The 22,919-nt window shown below is 40.3% G+C and carries 20 protein-coding genes; 15 read left to right on the forward strand and 5 right to left on the reverse strand.

All coding sequences use genetic code 11. The annotated features are described in order from the left end of the window. Positions 1-37: 37 nt before the first annotated feature. Positions 38-2,389, forward strand: a complete 2,352-nt coding sequence (locus QLQ22_RS05155) for a YhgE/Pip domain-containing protein (RefSeq protein WP_284016138.1) — start codon at positions 38-40, stop codon at positions 2,387-2,389. A 285-nt stretch (positions 2,390-2,674) separates the two neighbouring features. Continuing rightward, a complete protein-coding gene (locus tag QLQ22_RS05160) occupies positions 2,675-3,688 on the forward strand; it encodes a LacI family DNA-binding transcriptional regulator (RefSeq protein WP_252208160.1) in 1,014 nt (337 codons plus the stop codon). A gap of 133 nt (positions 3,689-3,821) precedes the next feature. Here QLQ22_RS05160 and lsrB read toward each other — a convergent pair whose 3' ends face one another. Genes lsrB through QLQ22_RS05180 form a run of 4 tightly spaced genes read right to left on the reverse strand, consistent with a single transcriptional unit; the run spans position 3,822 to position 8,496 of the window. Next, a complete protein-coding gene (lsrB, locus tag QLQ22_RS05165; RefSeq protein WP_338037019.1) occupies positions 3,822-4,910 on the reverse strand; it encodes an autoinducer 2 ABC transporter substrate-binding protein LsrB in 1,089 nt (362 codons plus the stop codon). A gap of 16 nt (positions 4,911-4,926) precedes the next feature. Then, positions 4,927-5,940: an ABC transporter permease gene (locus QLQ22_RS05170; RefSeq protein WP_284016139.1), complete on the reverse strand. Its 1,014-nt coding sequence runs from the start codon at positions 5,938-5,940 to the stop codon at positions 4,927-4,929. Between the two features lie 16 nt (positions 5,941-5,956). Next, on the reverse strand, positions 5,957-6,955 hold the full coding sequence (locus tag QLQ22_RS05175; RefSeq protein WP_223440194.1) for an ABC transporter permease subunit: 999 nt from the start codon (positions 6,953-6,955) through the stop codon (positions 5,957-5,959). Beyond that, positions 6,955-8,496 carry a sugar ABC transporter ATP-binding protein gene (locus tag QLQ22_RS05180; protein WP_284016140.1) on the reverse strand — a complete coding sequence of 514 codons (1,542 nt, stop codon included), beginning with the start codon at positions 8,494-8,496 and terminating at the stop codon, positions 6,955-6,957. Before QLQ22_RS05180 ends, QLQ22_RS05175 begins: the two co-directional genes overlap by 1 nt. A 297-nt stretch (positions 8,497-8,793) precedes the next feature. Between QLQ22_RS05180 and QLQ22_RS05185 the strand changes: the two genes are divergently transcribed. The 5 genes from QLQ22_RS05185 (at position 8,794) to QLQ22_RS05205 (ending at position 14,722) form a co-directional block, all read left to right on the forward strand. Then, the gene (locus tag QLQ22_RS05185; protein ID WP_284016141.1) at positions 8,794-9,762 is read left to right on the forward strand and encodes a sugar-binding transcriptional regulator; all 969 of its coding nucleotides are present in this window, start codon (positions 8,794-8,796) and stop codon (positions 9,760-9,762) included. Continuing rightward, positions 9,740-11,299 carry an autoinducer-2 kinase gene (gene lsrK / locus QLQ22_RS05190; RefSeq protein WP_223440197.1) on the forward strand — a complete coding sequence of 520 codons (1,560 nt, stop codon included), beginning with the start codon at positions 9,740-9,742 and terminating at the stop codon, positions 11,297-11,299. Before QLQ22_RS05185 ends, lsrK begins: the two co-directional genes overlap by 23 nt. A 26-nt stretch (positions 11,300-11,325) precedes the next feature. Continuing rightward, on the forward strand, positions 11,326-11,682 hold the full coding sequence (locus tag QLQ22_RS05195; RefSeq protein WP_223440198.1) for a cupin domain-containing protein: 357 nt from the start codon (positions 11,326-11,328) through the stop codon (positions 11,680-11,682). 14 nt (positions 11,683-11,696) lie between these two features. Then, positions 11,697-12,491: a 3-hydroxy-5-phosphonooxypentane-2,4-dione thiolase gene (lsrF, locus tag QLQ22_RS05200; RefSeq protein WP_223440199.1), complete on the forward strand. Its 795-nt coding sequence runs from the start codon at positions 11,697-11,699 to the stop codon at positions 12,489-12,491. A gap of 167 nt (positions 12,492-12,658) precedes the next feature. Then, on the forward strand, positions 12,659-14,722 hold the full coding sequence (locus tag QLQ22_RS05205; RefSeq protein ID WP_423246232.1) for a catalase: 2,064 nt from the start codon (positions 12,659-12,661) through the stop codon (positions 14,720-14,722). 104 nt (positions 14,723-14,826) lie between these two features. On the opposite strand, the gene yhfH is transcribed toward QLQ22_RS05205, so the two are convergent. After that, a complete protein-coding gene (gene yhfH, locus QLQ22_RS05210) occupies positions 14,827-14,961 on the reverse strand; it encodes a protein YhfH (protein WP_070879296.1) in 135 nt (44 codons plus the stop codon). Between the two features lie 150 nt (positions 14,962-15,111). Between yhfH and QLQ22_RS05215 the strand changes: the two genes are divergently transcribed. From QLQ22_RS05215 to QLQ22_RS05250, 8 genes are all read left to right on the forward strand, one after another. Then, a complete protein-coding gene (locus QLQ22_RS05215; RefSeq protein WP_252208162.1) occupies positions 15,112-15,852 on the forward strand; it encodes an MBL fold metallo-hydrolase in 741 nt (246 codons plus the stop codon). A 12-nt stretch (positions 15,853-15,864) separates the two neighbouring features. Continuing rightward, entirely contained in the window at positions 15,865-16,854 is a 990-nt protein-coding gene (gene lplA / locus QLQ22_RS05220) for a lipoate--protein ligase (protein ID WP_223440204.1), read from the forward strand. Between the two features lie 161 nt (positions 16,855-17,015). Continuing rightward, complete coding sequence (locus tag QLQ22_RS05225; RefSeq protein WP_223440207.1) at positions 17,016-18,572, forward strand: fatty acid--CoA ligase family protein; 1,557 nt, start codon at positions 17,016-17,018, stop codon at positions 18,570-18,572. Between the two features lie 17 nt (positions 18,573-18,589). Continuing rightward, positions 18,590-19,360, forward strand: a complete 771-nt coding sequence (locus tag QLQ22_RS05230) for an enoyl-CoA hydratase-related protein (protein ID WP_284016143.1) — start codon at positions 18,590-18,592, stop codon at positions 19,358-19,360. 493 nt (positions 19,361-19,853) lie between these two features. Beyond that, positions 19,854-20,405 carry a helix-turn-helix domain-containing protein gene (locus QLQ22_RS05235; protein ID WP_284016144.1) on the forward strand — a complete coding sequence of 184 codons (552 nt, stop codon included), beginning with the start codon at positions 19,854-19,856 and terminating at the stop codon, positions 20,403-20,405. Between the two features lie 17 nt (positions 20,406-20,422). Beyond that, complete coding sequence (locus QLQ22_RS05240; protein ID WP_284016145.1) at positions 20,423-21,142, forward strand: AzlC family ABC transporter permease; 720 nt, start codon at positions 20,423-20,425, stop codon at positions 21,140-21,142. Continuing rightward, positions 21,132-21,437, forward strand: coding sequence for an AzlD domain-containing protein (locus QLQ22_RS05245; RefSeq protein ID WP_223440212.1), 306 nt, complete (start codon positions 21,132-21,134; stop codon positions 21,435-21,437). The genes QLQ22_RS05240 and QLQ22_RS05245 overlap by 11 nt, the downstream gene beginning before the upstream one ends. Positions 21,438-21,510: 73 nt before the next feature. Continuing rightward, positions 21,511-22,779: a M48 family metallopeptidase gene (locus QLQ22_RS05250; protein WP_223440213.1), complete on the forward strand. Its 1,269-nt coding sequence runs from the start codon at positions 21,511-21,513 to the stop codon at positions 22,777-22,779. Positions 22,780-22,919 lie beyond the last annotated feature (140 nt).

Raw genomic sequence — 22,919 nt, forward strand, 5'->3', positions numbered from 1 at the left:
ATGGTCAATATGTATATTTATAGGAGGAGATTTTTGAATGAGCTTAATTGCGAAAGAATGGAAAGCCTTAGTTTCCAACAAAAAAGTTCTAATTCCAGTACTCGCTGTTTTATTTATTCCGCTAATGTACGCCGGAATGTTCCTTTGGGCGTTTTGGGATCCATATGAACAATTAGATCAGCTGCCGGTTGCAGTAGTAAATGAAGATACTGGCGCTGACTACGAAGGAACTGATTTGAAAATTGGTTCAGAACTTGTTGATAATTTAAGAGATAATCCTGAATTTAAATGGGATTTTGTTTCAAAGGATGAGGCAGTAAGAGGCCTTGAAAATGAACAATATTATATGATGATTGAAATTCCGGAAGACTTTTCTAAAAATGCAACTACTTTAATGGATGAAAACCCTCAGTCCCTGGAATTAAAATACGTTCCGAATGAAGGCTTTAACTTCTTATCAGGGCAGATTGGGGGAACAGCGGTTGCTCAAATAAAAGAAGAAGTCTCAAATACGATTACGAAAACCTATGCAGAAAGTATTTTTGAAAACATTGATAAGCTTGCAGACGGTATTGGTCAGGCAAGTGACGGTGCCAGCGAGATAAATAACGGTGTAGGTGAATTGAAAGACGGATCAGGCAAACTGAAAGAAAATCTTCAACTTTTGGCTGAAAAATCAATCAGCTTTAAAGATGGATTGAATAGTGCATCTGCTGGTTCTAAGGAATTGACAAACGGCATCCAAAGCTTGGACAGCGGACTTGGTCAGCTCCAGAACGGCGGAAAGCAGCTTCAGAACGGATCTTCTGAAGCAGAAGCTGGGACTGGTAAGCTGAACGAAGGGCTGGGTACATCTCTTGCAGGGATGAAAAAGCTGCAGGAATCAGCTCCGCAGTTAACAGACGGTTCAGCTAAGCTTAGTGCGGGTGCGGGAGAGCTTTCAGGCGGTTTAAATCAGCTGGCTGATGGAGGCAAAGCATTATCAGCAGGTGCAGGAGACCTCTCAAGCGGCTTAAATGAACTTTCAAAAGGAAATCAGGCTGCACAGGCAGGAGCTGCTGAATTATCAGCTGGGTTATCTAGTCTGAATGATCAGTTGGCATTGATGCTTCCTCAAATTGAAAAGCTTCCTTTACCTGAAGCTGAAAAACAAAAATTAATTGAGGCAGCAAAAGGTGCAAGTCAATTATCAGAAGGAAGCAAACAGCTTGAAAGCAGTCTTGGGCAGCTTTCAGCCGGAGCTCAAAAGGCTGAAGCAGGCGCATCAGCCCTATCTGAAAAATCTATGGCTCTTTCAAAAGGTGCAAATGATTTGAGCAGCGGCGCCGCTGACCTTTCAGAAAAATCCGGGCAGCTTGCAGCAGGTCAAAAACAAGTTGAATCCGCGTTAGATCAGCTTGTTGCAGGTCAAGAAGCTTTATACGATGGTTCCGGCAAGCTTTTAACCGGCCAGCAGAAGCTTACAAATGGATTAGAAACATATAATCAGAAATTCGCCGAAGCAAAAGCAGGATCTGCGAAGCTTGCAGCAGGCAGCGGTGAACTCAATTCTGGAATCTCCAAGCTTGCAGACGGTTCATCTGCTATACAAGATGGAACGAATCAGCTTGCTGACGGTGCCGGAAAAGTAGATGAAGGTGTTGGCAAACTGTCAGAAGGAACAGGAGAGCTATCTTCTAAACTTGGAGAAGCTGCAGAAGAGACAAAAGACACTGGCGGCTCAGATAAGACCTACGACATGATTTCCGATCCTGTAAAAGTGAAAGATGAAAAAGTAAATGCAGTTCCTAACTATGGAACAGGCTTTGCACCTTACTTTTTGTCACTTGGTTTATTTGTTGGGGCATTGCTGCTTTCAATTGTATTCCCATTGAGACAGGCGGCTGGCGAACCTAAAAGTGCAATCGGCTGGTTTATGAGCAAGTTCGGCATTCTCGCAGTCATTGGCGTGATTCAGGCATTGCTTGCAGATGCGGTGTTATTATATGGATTAAACATTGAAGTACAAAGTGTTCCATATTTTATCCTGTTCAGTATTATTACGAGTCTGACATTTATTACACTTGTACAATTCTTAGTTACAACATTAGGTGATCCGGGAAGATTTGTTGCGATCATCATCCTGATTTTACAGCTTACAACAAGTGCAGGAACATTCCCGCTTGAACTGATTCCAAATGCGCTGCAGATCTTTAACGCATGGCTGCCGATGACTTACTCAGTCTCAGGCTTCAAAGCAGTTATCTCATCTGGTGACTTCTCCTTCATGTGGCAGCAGGCAGGAATTTTGGCTCTCTTTATCGGTGCTATGATGATTGGTACAATTGGATATTTCTTCAATGCTTTAAGAAAGAATAAAAGAGAAGAATTAGAAGAGGCAGTATCATAATAGAAAAACGTCTAAAGCGATATGCTTTAGGCGTTTTTTTCTGGAATTGTTTAGAGGGGTGCGAGCACAAATGCTTGTTGCACTTGGAAATTGACGGTTAGATGGCAGCCTCTGTCAATTAAAAGGGTTAAAAAGAAGGAGAAGAATGATGCTTAAACGAAAAGTGCAGAAACAATCAATCTTTTTATATATTGAAAGCCCTTACATTTTAAAATATAATGGTAAATGAGAACGATTTCATTTTTATAGAGACACCATTTGTTTGCAAGATGAGGGGGAAAGCAAGTGTCTACAATTGAGGATGTTGCCAGACTTGCAGGACTGTCAAGAACCACGGTATCACGAGTCATCAACAACCATCCGTATGTATCTGAATCTAAAAAAAGGGTTGTACTGGAAGCGATGGAAGAGCTGGGTTATGTACCTAATTCATCCGCCAGAAGTCTTCGCAATCAAAAAACAGAAATTATAGCTGTGTTCATTCCAAGAGTTCTAAATCCTTTTTTCAGCCAGTTCATTGAGACATTGGAGATTGCTTCGTCTGAAAGAAACTATCAGCTGATTGTCTGCCAGACACAATATTCTAAAACCAAAGAACTTAAATATTTAAACCTGCTTAAAACAAAGCAGGTTGATGGCGTGATTCTTGCATCCCTTGAAAATGACTGGAGCAAAATCGAACCGTATATGGAATATGGTCCAATCGTATTATGCAATGAGTTTGAAGAGAATGCAAAAGTTCCCATGATCAGGCTAGATCAGGCATTTGGAGGCTACATAGCGACAAAGCACTTGATTGAGCAGGGCCACAGACATATCGCGTATTGCTGCGGCGGCCACAGAAGCAATGTTGCAAAAGAACGGGAAAGAGGATTTAAACAAGCCTTAGCAGAAGCAGAGCTGCCTTTTGACGAAAAAACCGCGTTCAGAGACGCATTTAATATTGAAGACGGAAAGAGAGTTTTTCGTGAATTAAAAGAGCTGGAAGAAAAGCCTACAGCGGTTTTTACTGGTGCTGATGAAGTAGCTGCAGGAATCATTTCTGAAGCAAAAAAGCATGGCTGGAACGTTCCGGAGGAGCTTGCGGTCGTGGGCTTTGATAACCAGGAAATTACGGAATTGCTTGATCCAATGATTACAACTGTTCACCAGCCTGTCGGAGAAATGGCTAAAAAAGCAATGGATGTGATGATTGATAAAATTAACAGGAAAATCTATCATTCTCTTGAAATATATCAGTTTCCGCTGAAGCTTATTGTCAGGGATTCGACTGTGAGCAAGGATCTTGCGAAAGTATGAATTAAGAAGAATCATTAAATCTACTCAAAAATTTTTCTGCTAATAAAAACTTTATCTAGGCAGGCTAACATCAGCTTCTGTGAAAAAGTATAAAAAAAATCCTCGGATTAAAATAATCCGAGGATACAACTATTTAGAAATCATAATCGTCTATATTATCTTTTGTAAAAATTACACGTTCTGGCAACAGAATAATCCCGCTGTCTTCCGCTTCATAATCGTAGCCTTGAATGGAGTTAGGCTCAATCTTCACTTTACCTACATCTGGAACCTCGAATTCATCTCCAACCTTAAGCTCTTTGCCTTCTGCAGTCATTAAATAAGCAACATAAGCCGCTAATGCCCCTTGCTTTTTGACATCCCATAAGCCAAATTGTTCAACAGTACCCCGTTTGACGTAGTCTCTCATAACATTAGGAGTTGAGAACCCAGTAACAACCACTTCTTTCTCTTTTTTGAGATTTTCTGCTGCCTGAGCCATTGCAGGAAGGGCTGTCGCATCCGGGCAAATAATAGCGTTAATATCAGGGTATGTTTTAAGAATGCTTTCACCTACAGAGAGCGATTTTTGTGCATCATTTTCCCCGTATTGAGTAGTAACAATTTCCCATCCAGGATATTGCTTTTCAATTATTTCTTTTGCTTTAGTAACCCACTGGTTTTGGTCAGTAACGGTAGGGCTCGAGTAAAAGAAAGCAACTTTGCCTTTATCTCCAATTTGGTCAGAAGTCATCTTTATTAAAAGTTCCGCTAATTGTTCAGGGGTTCCTTGATTTATATAGAATGAGCGATCCTTAGGATTTACATCAGAATCCCAAGTCAAGATTTTGACCCCGCGGTGCTTCGCTCTTTTCAGTGCTTGACTCAGGCCATCCACAGAAACAGATGAAATCATAAGAGCATTGTAGCCTTGGTTTACGAAATTGTTAATATATTGAACCTGACCTGCAACAGAGGCTTCTGTAGGCCCGTCATATTTCAGGTTAGTTCCTAATGATTCAGCCATTTCTTTAGCGCCCTGTCCGCCTGAGGTAAAAAAGCCTACACCAGTAAGTTTAGGAATAAAGGCAAGTTTTACATCTTTGGTATTTTTCTTTTCTTCCCCTCCGCCAGAAGATGAGTTCACATCAGAACTAGACTTTTGATTCCCGCTGCAGCCCCATATTACGCTCATCATTAAAAGCACAATTAAGAATAATGAAATCATTTTGAAATTCTTCATTTTTGATTCCCCCTTACTATTTTTTCAAAACGGATGGTCTATTCCTTTTGAAGTTGGAACTAAGGAGATTTTTAAGATTATTCCAGTTAGTGCTTCTGAACAGAACCGCAATAATAAGCATTGAACCAATTACAATATTGGTTTGCTGGCTTGACATATTTGCCATTTGCAAACCATATTGCATCAACCCAATCACAATACTTGCTATCGCTGTGCCAAAAACACTTCCCTTGCCGCCAAAAATGCTTGTGCCTCCTAATACGACAGCAGTAATAATAGGCAATACAGCTTCAGCACCTAAATCAGAACGTGCCGAACTAAAATATGAAGTGAGAATAATCCCGCTTAAACCACCTCCAAAACCTGATAACATGTAGGTGCTCATGACTGTCCATTTCGTTTTTATACCGCTATACCTTGCAGCTTTTATATTAATCCCCACTAAATACACGTTACGTCCATAACGGGTGAAGTGAAGTAAAGCCCCAAATAAAATCATTGAAGCCAACAATATCCAAATTGGATTGGGGATCCCGGCTATTTGTCCATTTGCAATCTCAACAAATTCATTTGGAAATCCCCCAATGCCTTCATATCCAGATGCCTTTGAGCCACCTGAGAGTACAAGAGCTATTCCAGAAAATAAAAACATTCCGCCCAATGTCACTACCAATGGCTGAACATCAGTTAGCGCTATCAGCAGGCCATTAATGGAGCCAGCAATAACTGCAATTAGTAGTGCGATAATTAAGGCTGGCCAAACGTTAATTCCATTCATCCATAATACTCCGAACGTAATTGAAGATAATCCCATAATCGAACCAATAGAAACATCTATCCCGCCAGTAATGATAACAAAAGTCATTGGAATCGCCGCTAATGCAATATATACAAAATCATTAAGACTATATAAAAGATTATTTACATCAAAAAAATTGGAAGAAAGCTGGCCGAAAAAGAAGATTTCTGCAAAGAGAAATATAAATAATGCCAACTCCCATTTAAGTAGCCGTTTTATTTGGGGTGTCATGCTCTGTATCTCCTTTTTAAAAAATCTTTTGATTTATAATTTTTCCTTTTCTTTCACTTCTAGTAGTCTGCTTGATTAAATACTTTTGGAATTTAGAATCACCTACTACGATTATTAATAATAGAAGCCCTGAAATAGCGTCATTCCAGTATGCAGGTATTTTCAAGTAAACTAACGAACTATTAATCACCGTAAAGAAAACAGCACCTAATCCAGCTCCTACAACACTTCCAACCCCACCTGTTAAACTAACCCCGCCTAATACTGCAGCCGCAATTACTTGTAACTCCATTCCGCTTCCAGCCTGATTAGGAACAAATCCTATATTCATGACAAAAACCAATCCGGCTACAGACGCGGAAATACCGGAGAATATAAATGCCAGAACCTTGATTTTTTCTACTGGCAATCCGACAGATCTAGCGCCATTTTCATTGTCCCCGACAGCATAAAAATATCTGCCTGACCTTGTTCTTGTCAGATAAAAATGTGCTAGAAAGAGAATAGCTATTGTTATCCATACAGGCAATGACACCCCCAATAATGTTAATCCGGATAATTTTTTATAAAAATTCGGGATGTCTTCAATCCACATCCCCTCTGTATAAAGAAGCATAATGCCCCTAATGATGCCCAACATACCAAGTGTCATAATAATAGAAGGAATTTTAAAATAGGAAACGCCTATCCCATTTACTAATCCAATAACTGCCCCAACTAGAACAACCGCAAAAAATACTAGCCATATATTGTATCCGCTTGTAAGAAGAACACCGCAGACTGCAGCCGCAAAACCCATAATGGATCCAACAGATACATCGATATTAGAAGTGAACAGCACAAAAGACTGTCCAATTGCCATTACTAGAAGAATGACACTCGCTTTTACCATTAACGAAATGGTAGCTCCTGCGATGAATTCGTGGTTTATTGCCCCCACTACTACGAAAAAAAGGATCATAAATAGAAGAATGGATAGTTCTCTGGCTTTTAGAAGACGAAATAATAAGGACATTAAGTAATCGCCTCCTTATTGATTCCGAAAGCGGAAGTGGTGATTTCGTCAAATGTAATATCCCTTTTTTCAAGTGTCTTTACGATATGTCCCTCGTGCATGACAATAACTCTGTCGCTCAATTTTTGAATCTCTTCAATATCTGAGGAAATCAGCAAGACTGCTCGGCCTTCTGCCTTTAAATCCTCAATCATTCGATAAATATCTGTCCGGGCATTTGCATCGATTCCTCTGGTTGGTTCATCTAGCATGATTACTTTTGGTGCTGCAGCCAGGTATTTTGATAAAACTACTTTTTGTTGATTTCCTCCTGATAATTCCTTAAGCTCTTGATCACTATTCGTTGCTTTGATTTTTAAATCTGAGATGTATTTTGATGTGAGAAGTTTTTCGTGTTTAACAGGTAAAAATATACCTTTTAAACGATCTAATATAGTAGAGGTGATATTATTCTTAATTGAAGTAATTGAAAATATCCCATGAGTATGCCGGTCTTCGGGGAGATAAACGAGTCCTTTATTAATTCTTTGTCGAATTGACAGCTTACTTATATCAACTGCATCTAATAAAATTCGACCTTGCGAAAACTTGCCAATTCCAAATATAGATTCTGCTAATTCAGTACGGCCCGCTCCAACTACACCTGCAATTCCAAGTATTTCACCTGGGAAAAGCTGAAAGGAAATAGTGTGGAAACACTTACTTGAAAGTTGGTAAACATCCAGAGCAGGTTTAGTTGAAACTGTTTCTTTATTGGAAATTACGGCAGGCCCGCTATCTAAAAAATTTGTTTCTTCTTTATGTCTTCTGAGAGAGGATGCTGCAGGCACAAGTCCTTCAAGCAATTTTTCGTAGTTGAATTTTGAAACAGGACCTTTTGCCGATATTATCCCGTCTCTTAAAACTGCTACAGAATTTGCCAAAGTAAATATTTCAGAGAATCTGTGAGTTATATAGAAAACCCCTAAACCTTCAGAAGATAACTGTTTAATTGTTTGAAACAATGAGTTAATCTCACCGAAAGTAAGAGTAGATGTAGGCTCATCAAGAATCAATATTTCTGCTTCACGAACCAGGCCTCGTATAATTTCAACCAGTTGCTGTTCTGCTATAGCAAGAGAGAAAGCATTTTTTTGTAAATCAAGTGTCCAGCCTAAACGGATGAGGATTTTCTCAATTTTCTTTTTTAAAACTGTTTTCGTTTCGGATAGACCGATCATAATATTTTCTTCAACAGTCATATTCGGAAAGATCAACGGTTCCTGAGGTACTAAATAAATACCATGCAGATGGGCATCATGTGTATTTGAGAAAGAAACCTGTTTTCCTCTAATTATCATGGTTCCGCTGTCAGGCTTATATAAACCTGTGATAATTTTCATTAAAGTTGATTTTCCTGCGCCATTACCTCCAACTATGGCATAGATCTCCCCTGAACGGAGAGTTAAATCAACCCCTCTTAATACTGGATTGCCTGAAAATTTTTTATATATTTGATTGATTTCAAGTAAGCAGGCAAAGTCATTCAAGTTATTTTTCACCAGATTTTCACCACCTATATTATTAATAGTCAAAAATAAAACGCTTTCATTTTTGAGTCTAACAAGAAGTTGTGATGATCATTTTTTAATTGTATGATTATTTGTTTATTGCAGAAGAGTGCTTGTTAAATATTTACACAAATCATAAAACAATAAAAAAGGTAAGTCAACAATACTTTTATAATTTTCAGACTTTTTAAAATAAAGATTGATTTGTAAAAAAACGGATGATATACTTTTTGTAAATTTAGAACAATTATTCATCGTTCGGACAAAAGTTGAAAGGTTGATTCTTCAATGAATAAAAATATTTTTACGGAAAATTTATTAATAAAAGTCGCTTGGTACTATTACAAAGAAAATTTAACTCAAAATGATATCGCTGAAATTTTGAATATTTCTCGAAATAAAGTAGTGAGACTGCTTGATAAAGCCAGAGCAGAAGGTGTTGTACAATTTCAAATAAAAGGATATGGATCTAACTGTCTAAGTATAGAAAAAGAATTTAAGGAGACTTTTTCACTTCAAAATGCATTTGTTATTCCAACTCCCATTGCAGAAAATGATTTAAGTGCTTCATTAGCTAAGGCTGCAGCGCAATTTATTCAAAACAAGCTTGAGAAGCAAGACCTGGTAGGTTTTGGTTGGGGAAAAGCAGTTTCTAATACAATCGAACATCTGTCATTGGAGCCAGACAATGAATTATCTGTCGTAACTCTAACAGGAGGTGTGAATTATTATTTTCCTAACAGCAACTCAGTCAGTGGAGGGATTGGGAAATTTAACAAAATACATGTTATTCCGACCCCCTTCATGGTTTCAACTGAAGAAATGGCAGCTAAGTTTTTAAATGAGCCATCTGTAAAGGAATTTCTTGATCTCGCTAAATTATCAAAATATGTGGTTGTAGGAATTGGCGGTATTTATCCGGATGCAACAATTATACTTGAAGAAAAAATGACCATTAATGAACTGACTCACATTAAACAGCAAAATGCTGTAGGAGATATATTAGGTCAGTTTTTTAATAGAAACGGGGAAGTTCTGGATTTGCCTCATCATGCCAGATTGATAGGTACAAAGCTCTCAACACTTAAAGAAATGAACAATGTCATTGCAGTAGCGGGAGGTGATAAGAAAGTAGAAGCGATTTACGGCGCTTTGAAAGGTAAATATATCCATACTATGATTACAGATGAATCAACTGCAGAATCTCTAATTAAAATGGAGGTGGAAAGCAAGAATGAATTACATTCTGGCGCTTGATGCGGGCACAGGGAGTGTCCGTGCAGTTTTATTTGATTTAGAAGGTAACCAGGCATCTGTTTCACAGGCGGAATGGACTCATTTATCAGATGAAAATTATCCAGGCTCAATGGACTTTGACTGGAGCAAGAATTGGGAGCTAACTGTAAGATGTATAAAGAATTTGTTAGAAGAAAGCAACATAGATCCACATGAGATTAAAGCTATCAGCGCTACTAGTATGAGGGAGGGATTTGTGCTATACGATGAAAACGGAGAGGAGATATGGGCTTGTGCAAACGTAGATGCACGCGCTTCAGAGGAAGTTAAATTGCTTAAATCAATAGATTCAGACCTAGAACAGAAAATCTATGAACTATCTGGACAAACTTTTGCTTTGGGCGCTCTTCCCAGATTGTTGTGGCTGAAGAATCATAAACCTGAACTTTACGAAAAAGCTGCATCTATTTCAATGATAAATGACTGGATTCTTTATAAGTTGTCTGGAGAATTAAAGGCAGATCCTTCCAATGGCTGTACCACTGGCATCTTCGATTTAAGTAAACGCACATGGACTTCCGCAGTCACTGATCTTTGCGGAATAAAAAGCAGTATATTCCCTCAAGTAAAAGAAGCTGGCACCATTCTTGGCACAGTCACAAATGAAAGCGCATCCATAACAAGCTTGAAACCTGGCACCCTGGTGATTTCAGGTGGAGGTGATGCACAAATGGCATCGGTCGGAGTGGGTGCAGTCCGTAAGCACCAAACCGTTATTTCGGGCGGATCGTTTTGGCAGCAAGAGGTGAATATCGATAAGCCGCTGGTTGACAGACATGGGCGTATCCGTGTGAACTGTCATGCTGTACCAGACTTATGGCAAATTGAAACAATAGCTTTTTTTCCGGGACTTGTGATGCGGTGGTTTCGGGATGCTTTCTGTGATAGTGAGAAAGAACAAGCAGCTGCTTCCGGGAAAGATGCTTATGAAATACTAGAAGAAAAAGCAAAAGATGTACCAATTGGGTCTCATGGAATTATGCCTATTTTTTCAGACGTCATGAATTACATGTCTTGGCGACATGCATCACCTTCCTTTATCAACCTTAGTCTAGATCCTCACAAAGCAGGCAAAAAAGAAATGTTTAAATCACTCCAAGAAAACGCCGCCTTAATCACCCTAGGAAATCTAAAAATCATTCAAGAAGAAACTGGATTCTATCCAAAAGAAGTTATTTTTGCAGGTGGAGCTTCAAAAGGGAAACTATGGAGCCAAACATTGGCTGATGTTTTGGGGATTCCAGTGAAAATCCCTGCAGTAAAAGAAGCAGCTGCGCTAGGTACAGCTTTATTTGCAGGGATTGGTGCAGGTCTATATTCCGATATCTACGAAGCCGTTGAGAAAGTAGTAAAGTGGGATCGTATTCACACCCCTAATCCTGTCAGTCATGAAAAATACCTTGTTATTTATGAACATTGGAGAAATATTTATATCGAGCAGCTGCGCATTGCTGACAGTGGATTAACAAATCACATGTGGAAGGCTCCAGGCCTATAAAATTCACTTTGAAGGGAGGTGAATAGATGAAAAAAGTGAATGAAAATGACTTTGAATATCGCTTTGGAGATAACGGGCCCAAATACTTACTTCAAGGCCCTAATGTTGATATAGGGATTGTTGTTTTAAAACCGGGTCAGGATTTTCCCAATCACTATCATACAACCTGTGAAGAGGATTTCTATATTCTTGAAGGATCGATAGATTTTTATATTAATAATAATAAATATACGGCAAAGCCAGGAGATTTAATCCAATGCCGGCCTGGTGATTCTCATTATCTGTTCAATAATTCATCTGAGATATTTAAGGCTGTATTTATTAAGTCACCTCATATAACTGAAAAAGATTCCGTCATTGTTGATAACCCTATCATTAATTAAGGAGAGGATAGATTATGAGTTGGGGATTTAGAAATCGTTTGAATAAAATATTGCCGGATGGAAGAGCTGTCATGCTGGCTATTGATCATGGTTATTTTCTAGGACCAATCAGCGGGCTGGAAAAGCCGGGAGAGACGGTAAAAGAACTGCTGCCTTATACAGATTCTTTATACTTAACCAGAGGGACGCTTGCTGCAAGTATTTCCGATAACACTGAAAAGCCTATGGTCCTGCGAATTTCTGGAGGGCCAACAGTAGTTGGGAAAGACCTGGCAAACGAAACGATTGTCACATCAATAAAAGAAGCAATTCGTCATAATGTTGTTGGAGTGGGTGTTTCTGTGTTTGTTGGTTCAGAATATGAAACTCAAACAATTACAAATCTTGCACATGCTGTAACAGATGCACATGACTTTGGGCTGCCTGTTCTAGGTATTACAGCAGTTGGGAAAGAGCTTGAAAAGAGGGATGCCCGCTTCCTTGCTTTAGCATCGAGGGTAACGGCGGAAATGGGAGCAGATATTGTCAAAACCTATTACTGTGATGATTTTGAAAAAGTCACTAGTAAATGTCCAGTTCCAATCGTTATAGCTGGGGGACCTAAATTTGATACTATTCGCGAAGCATTGGAAATTACCTATAATGCAATGGAGCAAGGTGCGGCTGGAGTTGATATGGGCCGCAATATTTGGCAATCATCCCATCCTACAGCCATGATTAAAGCGATCCATTCAATTGTTAAACAAAATTACTCTGTCAATGAAGCTGTTGAGTTATATGAATCTGTTACAAGAGTTAAGACATCATAAATCTTTCAAAATCTTGAAGGTGAATAATGCAGGCAGCGAGACACTGTAAAGGCAGTGTCTTTTTTATTTTTACTCTAATTTTACAAAAAGCCTGTTTTAATTAAAAATGAGTTTCATTGCCGAAATTATGTGGTAATTCAATAGAGTAAATATAATAGAACGGAAGGATGAATCAATTGGACAAGCACTCTAAAAACAGCAAGGACGAACAGTTAGAAGCCTACCGGGTTGATGATACAGGGAAAAAGCTGACAACGAATCAGGGGCTGCGTGTTTCAGATGATGAGCATTCTTTGAAAGCGGGTGTCAGGGGCCCAACACTTATGGAAGATTTTCATTTCAGGGAAAAGATGACTCATTTTGATCATGAGCGCATTCCTGAACGAATTGTGCATGCTATGGGCTACGGGGCTCATGGTTATTTTCAGGTTTACGAGCCGATGAAAGAGTTCACAAAAGCTAAATTTCTTCAGGATCCATCTGTTAAAACACCTGTATTTGTCCGTTTTTCAACGGTGGCGGGCTCCAGGGGTTCAGGTGATACAGTAAGAGATGCAAGAGGATTTGCAACGAAGTTCTATACGGAAGAAGGAAATTATGATCTAGTCGGAAATAACATTCCGGTTTTCTTCATTCAGGATGCGATTAAGTTTCCGGATTTGGTGCACGCACTAAAACCTGAACCGCATAATGAAATGCCTCAGGCATCTACTGCTCACGATACGTTTTGGGATTTCATTGCTAACAATCAGGAATCAGCACATATGATTATGTGGGCAATGTCCGACCGGGCAATCCCGCGAAGCTACCGGATGATGGAGGGATTTGGCGTACATACCTTCAGATTTGTAAACGAGGAAGGAAAGGGCCGTTTTGTTAAATTTCACTGGAAACCAAAGCTTGGTGTTCATTCTCTTGTCTGGGATGAAGCTCAAAAGCTTGCAGGAAAAGACCCTGATTTTCATAGACGGGATCTCTATGAAGCTATCGAAAACGGTGACTATCCTGAATACGAGCTTGGTGTTCAAATTATAGAAGAAGAGGATGAATTTAACTTCGACTTTGACATTCTCGATCCGACAAAACTATGGCCGGAGGAAATCATTCCTGTAAAATTGATTGGAAAAATGACATTGGACCGCAACCAGGATAACGTATTTGCAGAAACTGAACAGGTTGCGTTTCATCCGGGAAGTGTAGTACCCGGCATTGATTTTTCAAATGATCCTTTGCTTCAGGGGCGTTTATTTTCATATACAGATACACAGCTCTCAAGACTTGGCGGTCCAAACTTCCATGAGCTTCCGATCAATCGTCCCGTCTGTCCGTTCCATAACAACCAAAGAGACGGCATGCACCGCATGACGATCAATCGCGGTCAGACGGCTTATCATAAGAATTCACTTGCTCAAAATGACCCTCGTCCCGCTGCTGAAGAAGAAGGAGGCTATGTCCATTATCAGGAAAAGGTAGAGGGAAGTAAAATCCGTCAGCGCAGTGAAAGCTTTAAGGATCATTTTTCACAGGCTAAGCTGTTCTGGAACAGCATGACAGAAATTGAAAAGCAGCACATAACTGCAGCCTTCCGCTTTGAGCTTGGAAAAGTGAAGAGCAAAGATGTTCAGCAGCAGGTTGTGGACATGATCAGTTCTATAGATATGAGGCTTGCAAAAGAAGTCGCAGCAGGCCTTGGAGCTGCCGTCAATAATGCTGCTTTAGAGTCAGGTGCAACGAACTCATCACCTGCACTCAGTCAGGAAAAAACAATAAAAGTTCCGGACACACGCAAAGTAGCGGTACTAGTTGAGGACGGATACATTGCTGCTCAACTAAATCCATTCTTAAGTGCTTTAGAAGAAGCAGGTATGACGCCAGAAGTGGTCAGTCACACCCTGAGCCCGCTTAAAAGTGATGACGGTCACGAGCTTGAAGTGGACCATACTTTCCTAACCAGTGATTCCGTTTTATTTGACTCCATTTACATTGCAGGAGGTACTAAAAGCAGGGATCTCTTACTGCAGAAAAAAGAAGCGATTGCATTCTTGAAAGAAGGCTTCAGCCATTTCAAAGCGATTGGGGCAGCATATGAAGCTGCCGAGATTCTAGAGGCAGCAGGAATTGGCAATGGTTCAGGCGTAGTAGTTGCTGAAGAAGCAGAAAAAGCGGCGACTTTCTCTGATGCATTTATTGCAGCTGCAGCCGAGCACCGCCACTGGGACAGAGAAGTTTAATAGAAGAAAAGGCACTGTTTTCTCAGTGTCTTTTTTTGCATAAAAAAAGAGAAAGAACGCAGGGCTCTTTCTCCAAATATAGGTATTGTTAGGATGAACAAAGGTTAAATGTGGTTGATTTTCATGCATTTATCGCATGTATTGCCATAACACTCATGCTGTTCTTCAATTTTATCCCCGCACTCCAAACACTTCTTTGCAGGCAGGTTTTTGAAAAATTCAGTCATTTTAACTAACATTGGTATCCCCTCCAAGTTGTTGTTACTGTTATTGTATTATAACAGATGGCAATATGTCAACATCTGTTTTGTAACAATGTCATAAAACATGCAATTTTTTATAAAAATGGGTATATTGAGAGGTAGGAATAAAAATAAAGGAGGATTGTAATGAAGGTAACAGTTGTTGGTTTTTGGGGCGGGTATCCTGCTGTTAATGAGGCGACATCAGGATATCTTTTTGAATCGGACGGGTTTAGGCTGCTTGTAGACTGCGGAAGTGCTGTTTTATCACAGCTGCAGAATTATGTGAAGCCTGAAGAACTTGATGCTGTCATTCTTTCCCACTATCACCATGACCATATTTCAGATGTGGGACCTCTGCAATTTGCAAGGCTGATTGCAGCGTATTTAAAAAAGAGCAATAAAGCACTGCCGATCTATGGACATGCTGCCAATCAGAAGGAATTTGCAGGACTTACATATAAAGATGCAACAATAGGGAAGGCTTATAATCCAAATGAACAGATTCAAATCGGTCCTTTCACCATTCGTTTTTTAAGAACAAAGCATCCGGTTGACTGCTTTGCAATGAGGATTTCTGATGGTGCTGCAGAAGTCGTTTATACAGCTGACTCAAGTTTCATTGATGAGTTTATTCCCTTTTCGGAAAATGCAGACCTGCTTCTTTGTGAGTGCAATTTTTACGGAGAGATGGATGGGTCAGGTGCAGGCCATATGAATAGCTACGATGCAGCTAACCTGGCGAGCCGTGCTTCCGTAAAGGAATTAATGCTTACTCATTTGCCGCATTTCGGTAATCATTTGGACTTAGTGGGAGAAGCCAAGACCATATATAAAGGCCCTGTCCGCCTTGCTGCTTCCGGCTTACAGTGGACACAGGAAAATTAGGAGGAACAAAAAATGCTATTTATCGATAATCAAGGGATTACGGATCCAAGAATAAACCTGGCGATCGAGGAGTATTGCCTGAAAAATTTAGATCCTGAACAAACTTACCTTCTTTTCTATATTAATGAACCTTCCATCATCATTGGGAAGAATCAAAATACAATAGAAGAAATTAATACGAAATATGTAGAAGATCAAGGGCTGCATGTTGTCCGCAGATTATCAGGGGGCGGAGCGGTTTACCATGATCTTGGAAACTTGAATTTCAGCTTTATTACGAAAGACGATGGAGACAGCTTTCACAATTTCAAAAAATTCACTGAACCTGTGACCCGTGCATTAAAACGTCTTGGAGTTGATGCAGAGCTTAGCGGAAGAAATGATATTTTAGCTGAAGGCAGAAAAATATCAGGCAACGCTCAATTCTCTACGAGAGGCAGAATGTTCAGCCATGGTACACTTCTGTTTGATTCTGAGATGGAGAATGTTGTTTCCGCTTTAAATGTGAAAAAGGACAAGATTGAATCCAAGGGCATAAAATCGATTCGCAGCAGGGTAGCAAACATCAGCGAATTTCTTGAAGAAAAAATCACGATTGAACAATTCAGAGAGATCATTCTCCGTTATATCTTTGATACAGATGGCGAAATTCCCCAGTATAAACTGACAGAATCAGATTGGGAAAAGATCACTGAACTCTCAAAAGAACGCTATCAAAACTGGAACTGGAATTACGGCAAATCTCCAGCCTTTAATCTTCAGCACTCAAACCGTTTTCCTATCGGCCAAATTGATGTTCGCCTGGAAGTTCATAAAGGCAGGATTGAAAACTGCAAAATCTTCGGGGATTTCTTTGGAGTCGGAAATGTTGAAGATATTGAAAATCGCTTAAAAGGCCAGCAATATGATCGTTCATCGATTGAAATGGCTTTCAGGGATGTTGATATCAAACACTATTTTGGAAATGTGGAAAAAGATCAATTTATCGAGCTGCTGTATTAACATAAGTAAGGGGATGTCCGAAAAATCGGGCATCTTTTTTTTGAAATAATTTAGGTGAGCCGTTTCTTGAGAATTTCTGTACCATAAAATATAATAGACTTATAGTTTTAAATTTTTAGAAAATGAATGGTTGTTCATTCATTTTTAAAAGGGGTGGGAGAATGAATTTATTATCACAGTTGTCTTTATCCGCAAAAACGCATAAAGACAAGCCGGCGTTTATCTTTGAGGGGAAGGAAACATCCTATGGGGAACTGGATGTATTAATCAGTAAATTTGCGGCCGGTCTGCAGAAGCTCGGGGTGAAAAAAGGGGATCACCTTGCTCTTGTGCTTGGAAATTCACCATATTTTGTTATATCACTATATGGAGCAATGAGGGCTGGTGCTACAGTCATTCCAATCAATCCAATCTACACACCGGATGAAATCGGGTATATTTTAAACAATGGTGATGTAAAAACAATTGTAACCCTTGATGTGCTGCTGCCTTTATTTGAAAAAATGAATGATGTTTTGCCATTGGCGGAGCATATCATATCATGCGAAACTCCTCCATCTGATGCTGGATCAGGATTGGATGTTTCGGCTCTCTCAATCAGCACAAAATTGAAATCGTTTACAAGTTTACTTGCTACATCTGTGTCTGAGCCGGAAGAAGTCATCCAGTCAGAAGAAGATGTTGCCGTCATCTTATATACATCAGGCACCACAGGTAAGCCTAAGGGAGCAATGCTCACTCACAAGAATCTATACAGCAATGCGAAGGATGTAGGATCTTATTTGAAAATGAATGATGCGGATAAGGTGGTAGCGACACTGCCAATGTTCCATGTTTTTTGTTTGACGGTTTCACTGAATGCGCCGCTGATCAGCGGAGCAACACTGTTAATCGTGCCGCGCTTCAGTTCTGCTGAAGTTTTTAAGCTGATTAAAACCTATGAAGCTACTGTATTTGCGGGTGTGCCGACGATGTATAATTTCCTATTGCAGCATGAGGCGGGAGATGCAAACGATTTACAGTCTCTCAGACTCTGCATTTCAGGGGGAGCATCCATGCCGGTTGCTCTATTAAAAGGATTTGAGCAGAAGTTTAAGGTCGTGATTTCTGAAGGCTACGGTTTATCTGAGGCTTCTCCTGTTACGTGCTTTAATCCGCTTGATCGTCCGCGCAAGGCAGGCTCAATCGGCACGAACATTCTAAATGTCGAAAATAAAGTAGTAAATGAATTAGGCGAAGAAGTCCCTCCTGGACAAGTCGGCGAACTGATTGTAAAAGGGCCGAATGTCATGAAAGGGTATTATAAAATGCCTGAGGAAACAACCCATACAATTAGGGACGGCTGGCTTTATACAGGGGATCTGGCCACGATGGATGAGGAAGGCTACTTTACCATTGTTGACCGCAAAAAAGATATGGTGCTAGTCGGCGGATACAATGTTTATCCGCGCGAAGTCGAGGAAGTTCTATACAATCATCCTGGTGTAGTTGAGGTTGCTGTTGTCGGCGTTCCCGATCCAAATCAGGGAGAAGCAGTGAAATGCTTTGTTGTATTAAAAGATCAATCACTGACAGAAGAAGGATTAAAAGCATACTGCCGCGAACATTTAGCTAAGTATAAAGTTCCAAGTTCCATTGAATTTTTAGAAGAACTTCCTAAAAATACTACGGGGAAAATTTTGCGCAGGGCGCTTAAAGATCAAGTTCTTCAAAAATAGTCAGGAGGAAGTCTGTTTTGAGCAATATTTTATACACATTAGAAAAGCACCTGGCCGTTGTCACGATAAACCGTCCAGAGGTATTCAACTGCTTCAACTATGAAACACTGCTTGAGCTTGAGGCAGCAGTTGAAGATATCCGCACGAACCCTGAAGTGAGAGCTGTGATTTTTACAGGTGCAGGGGAAAAAGCATTTTGTGCAGGCGCCGATCTGAAAGAGAGAAAGACTCTGACAGATCAGCAGGTAAAACGGAATCTATTTAAAATTGGCGAGGTATTCACAAAGATTGATGCCCTTCCTCAGCCCACCATTGCAGCCATCAACGGGTATGCATTCGGCGGTGGCATGGAGCTTGCTTTGTCATGTGATTTCAGGCTGATAGCAGAAGGCACGTCTGTCGGGCTGACCGAAACGGGCCTTGGCATCATTCCTGGTGCAGGGGGAACGCAGCGTCTTCCGCGCATTATCGGCGAGGCTAAAGCGCTTGAGCTTATTTTAACTGCCCGCAAAATTACTTCCAACCAAGCACTGGAGTATGGTCTGGTTTCAAAGACAGCTCCTGATGTCATGGCAGCTTCAGCAGAGCTTGCAGAAGAGATTCTCAGAAATGGGCCAATTGCTCTCCAGCAGGCTAAATTTGCAATCAAACAGGGAATGAATGCAGATCTTCAGACAGGCTTGCATATTGAGCGCAAGGCTTATGAAGTAACGATCCCGACCGAAGACCGTGTTGAAGCTTTAGCGGCTTTCAGCGAAAAACGAAAGCCTGTTTTTAAAGGGAAATAAGAAGGAGCGGCCAAATACCCGGCCGCTTTTTCTATGGTCTTTTTTCCCTTGGCTCCAAGTTACGATTACCATATCTTTACTATCCTCTTCTATCCTTTTTATGACACCTTCGTCAATTTCCTTTTTTGTCAGCCATCTCGAACCATCTGCTTCTAAAACAAATCCAAGAAGGATCGAACGATATAAACAGTTTGGCCATACACCAACTTGCTGCTTCCTTGAATATGAAACAGCCGCCATCTAACAGTCGATTTTGAGACTTCCTCATGTCTCATGCTTCAAAAGCGTAAGAATGAATCCAGCCGACAACAAGTGTGATTGGGCCATATCTTTCAATCGCCATTTTTATGTGCGTATTCAGCATGAAAGAATCGAGAGATAGATGGAGATTTCCTTGGACTTTAGTCTTAAAAATCAGAATATTGCTATTTCTATATTGTTCAAAATATAATACGAATGTATACTATATAAAACAAATGAAAAGGGAGAACTTATGAAATCACTGCAGGAACAAATTGGCATCAATTTAAAAAATGTCCGTAAAATGCGGCAGTATAGTCTTGATCAGCTTTCAGCCGTTACGGGAGTGAGCAAAGGCATGCTTGCGCAAATTGAAAAAGGCCAATCAAGTCCAACCGTTAATACGCTCTGGAAAATTGCGAACGGACTTGGCGTTTCTTTTTCGTCTCTTGTAGAAGAAGAACAGACTAGTGTTGCGGTTGTACGCAGGACAGATAAAACAGCCGTTCAGGATTTGAATGAATTATATAATGTCTTTTCCTATTTTCCATATGATCAGCAGAAGAAATTTGAAATTTTTCTGCTTGAGCTGCTTCCGGGATGCAAGCATGTATCAGAGCAGCATCTAAGCGGAGTCGAAGAGTATCTATTTGTAAGTGAAGGTGAAATGGCCGTTTCCATTGGTGAAGAGCATTATGAGCTGAAAAAAGGAGACTCCATCAAATTCACCGCTAATCGTAAGCATGTGTATGAAAACAAAGCGGATGGGTCCGCAACCTGTTTTCTGCTGATTTATTATCCGTAAAGAAGAGAGGGAGAAGGATGGCAACAACAGCATTTTTGAGAAAACAGTCACATTTTTCAGAAGGAATAACAGCAGGTCTCAGCATTGCAATAGGCTACATGCCTGTTGCTATAACATTCGGGCTTCTTGCAAGTGATACCGGCCTCACTCTTTCAGAAACCGTCTTAATGAGTATTTTCGTTTTCGCAGGTGCTGCACAATACATATCGCTAAGTCTGATAGCAGCAGGAACCGGGGTCTTTGAAATTATTTTTACTACTTTTATTGTGAATATCCGGCATTTTTTGATGTCGGCCTCATTAAATGAAAAGGTCGAGGAAGACAGTTTATGGAAAAAAGCGCTGTATTCATTTGGGATTACAGATGAAACATTTTCGGTTGCTTCTATGAAAGAGGGAAATGTATCAGCGGGTTATATGTTTGGGCTTATTTTCATATCCTACTCGAGCTGGGCAGTGTTTTCAGGCGTTGGACATCTGATCGGCGCCAATTTGCCGGAAACACTGCAGGAAAGCATGTCTGTAGCGTTATATGCGATGTTTATCGGGCTTTTAGTTCCTTCTATGAAAAAACAGCGGAAAGTTGTATTTTTAGCATCAGCTGCTGGGGTCATTCATTCGTTTATTTACCTGACTGGCCTGCTTTCAACTGGCTGGGCAATTGTTTGTTCTACGCTGCTTTCAGCTATTCTGATCGAAATGATCTATCCGAAGGAGGAGAAGCGCAATGATCAGTAATGTTCTGATGATGATCATCGGCATGGCAGTCGTCACATATTTGCCAAGAATGATCCCTCTGGTGGCTCTAAGCGGAATTGAATTGCCTCCTTTTGTTCAAAATGTATTAAGAAATGTTCCGTATGCGACACTTGGCGCATTGATTGTACCTGGTGTTTTTCTTATTCAGGAAGATATCTGGTTTGGAATCATTGGGGCGATTTCGGCTTTTGCCGTTGCTTATCTGGGTGTCAATGTCATTGTCGTAGTGATGAGCTCAATCCTGACGCTGATTGTATACGGACTCTTGTTTTAACCTGAATTTTAGTTCTAACTCTCTTTGTCTTGAACTACACTTATACAAAGAGCTTGTTCGAGGGGGCATCATCATGCGCAAATGGCTGACTGTATCAGTCCTTATTTACTTCTTATATGGCCTGTTTGTTTATTGGTATATCTATATGGGGGCAGACTCCGCCCTTCCAACTCAATTTCAGGGGAGCTCTGCGGACCCAAATACGTTTATGAACAGTCGTGAGCTGGAGCTGTCAGGCGAATATTCCAGTTTGAGGGATTTTCTCTATTTTGTCACTGCGCCATTTGAATGGTTTATCTTCTTCGTCATTCTTGTAATAGGATTTTCTAAAAAAATACAGCAATGGTCTGAAGGCATTTCACGCTTCTTTGTGATTCAGACAGCGGTATATGTGTTTTGGCTTTCTTTTATCGTGGCACTTTGTGCATTTCCAATTGAATGGCTGCGCTACAAGATCTCGCTTTCTTATCACATTACAACGCAAACCTTTACTGGGTGGATGAAAGATCAAATCATTGATTTCTGGGTCAATTATGCATTTATGATTTTAATTGTTGCTGTGCTGTATGGTCTTATCCGCAAGTTTTCCGGGAAGTGGTGGCTTTTTGCCTGGATTCTGTCGATTCCATTCAGTCTGTTCTTAATGTTTATACAGCCTGTTTTAATTGATCCGCTTTACAATGATTTTACCCCGTTAAAAAATAAAGAACTTGAGACCAAAATCCTTGCTATAGCGGAAAAAGCGGATATTCCCGCAGAGCATGTGTTTGAAGTGAACATGTCGGAAAAAACAAATGCGCTAAACGCCTATGTGACCGGAATTGGAGACAATTCCCGAATTGTCCTCTGGGATACAACGTTAAATAAGCTGAGTGAAGACGAAATCCTGTTTATTATGGCACACGAAATGGGACATTACGTTATGAAGCATATTTACATCGGAATTGCCGGCTACCTTGTTCTAACTCTGATTGGGTTATATCTGATCAACAGGTTAATGAATTTTACGATCAGGCGGTTCGGGCATATTCTCAATATCACCGAAAAACAGCAGCTTGCTTCACTGCCGTTATTTCTGATGCTCCTTGGGATGCTCACCTTTGCCTCAGATCCATTTTCCAACATCATTTCGCGCCATCAGGAAAAGGACGCAGATCTATACGCTATTGAAATGACTGAAAATCCCGAAGCAGCCGTCAATACGTTCCAGGAATTGACGAAAGCAGGCTTAAGCCAGGTGAACCCGCCTGGACTGGTGAAAATTTTCAGATACAGCCATCCAACGATTCTTGAGCGGATTACCTATCTTGAAGAGTGGGGAAGCAAAAATCCTGATAAGTAAAAATAGTAACAGCGCTGTCTCCATGTGGAGAAGCGCTGTTTTTATTTTCCGTAAAATGGGCTCTATTTTCATCTGCAGAACCAATCAACTCCAAAACAGCAACCGCGGAAATCTCATTCTATCAATCATTCAAACACCAA

The sequence above is a fragment of the Metabacillus hrfriensis genome (genome assembly GCF_030127205.1).
GTDB classification, from domain to species: Bacteria; Bacillota; Bacilli; order Bacillales; family Bacillaceae; genus Bacillus_P; species Bacillus_P dongyingensis.

Bases quoted from the DNA above. Each gene is read 5' to 3' on its own strand.
- lsrF (WP_223440199.1), top strand. From the start codon at position 11,697: ATGAGTTGGGGATTTAGAAATCGTTTGAATAAAATATTGCCGGATGGA.
- QLQ22_RS05170 (WP_284016139.1), bottom strand. From the start codon at position 5,940: ATGACACCCCAAATAAAACGGCTACTTAAATGGGAGTTGGCATTATTT.
- QLQ22_RS05195 (WP_223440198.1), top strand. From the start codon at position 11,326: ATGAAAAAAGTGAATGAAAATGACTTTGAATATCGCTTTGGAGATAAC.
- lsrB (WP_338037019.1), bottom strand. From the start codon at position 4,910: ATGAAGAATTTCAAAATGATTTCATTATTCTTAATTGTGCTTTTAATG.
- QLQ22_RS05240 (WP_284016145.1), top strand. From the start codon at position 20,423: ATGGCAACAACAGCATTTTTGAGAAAACAGTCACATTTTTCAGAAGGA.
- lsrK (WP_223440197.1), top strand. From the start codon at position 9,740: ATGAATTACATTCTGGCGCTTGATGCGGGCACAGGGAGTGTCCGTGCA.
- QLQ22_RS05250 (WP_223440213.1), top strand. From the start codon at position 21,511: ATGCGCAAATGGCTGACTGTATCAGTCCTTATTTACTTCTTATATGGC.
- QLQ22_RS05185 (WP_284016141.1), top strand. From the start codon at position 8,794: ATGAATAAAAATATTTTTACGGAAAATTTATTAATAAAAGTCGCTTGG.
- lplA (WP_223440204.1), top strand. From the start codon at position 15,865: ATGCTATTTATCGATAATCAAGGGATTACGGATCCAAGAATAAACCTG.
- QLQ22_RS05245 (WP_223440212.1), top strand. From the start codon at position 21,132: ATGATCAGTAATGTTCTGATGATGATCATCGGCATGGCAGTCGTCACA.
- QLQ22_RS05225 (WP_223440207.1), top strand. From the start codon at position 17,016: ATGAATTTATTATCACAGTTGTCTTTATCCGCAAAAACGCATAAAGAC.
- QLQ22_RS05235 (WP_284016144.1), top strand. From the start codon at position 19,854: ATGAAATCACTGCAGGAACAAATTGGCATCAATTTAAAAAATGTCCGT.
- yhfH (WP_070879296.1), bottom strand. From the start codon at position 14,961: ATGTTAGTTAAAATGACTGAATTTTTCAAAAACCTGCCTGCAAAGAAG.
- QLQ22_RS05205 (WP_423246232.1), top strand. From the start codon at position 12,659: ATGAATCAATTGGACAAGCACTCTAAAAACAGCAAGGACGAACAGTTA.
- QLQ22_RS05175 (WP_223440194.1), bottom strand. From the start codon at position 6,955: ATGTCCTTATTATTTCGTCTTCTAAAAGCCAGAGAACTATCCATTCTT.
- QLQ22_RS05215 (WP_252208162.1), top strand. From the start codon at position 15,112: ATGAAGGTAACAGTTGTTGGTTTTTGGGGCGGGTATCCTGCTGTTAAT.
- QLQ22_RS05155 (WP_284016138.1), top strand. From the start codon at position 38: ATGAGCTTAATTGCGAAAGAATGGAAAGCCTTAGTTTCCAACAAAAAA.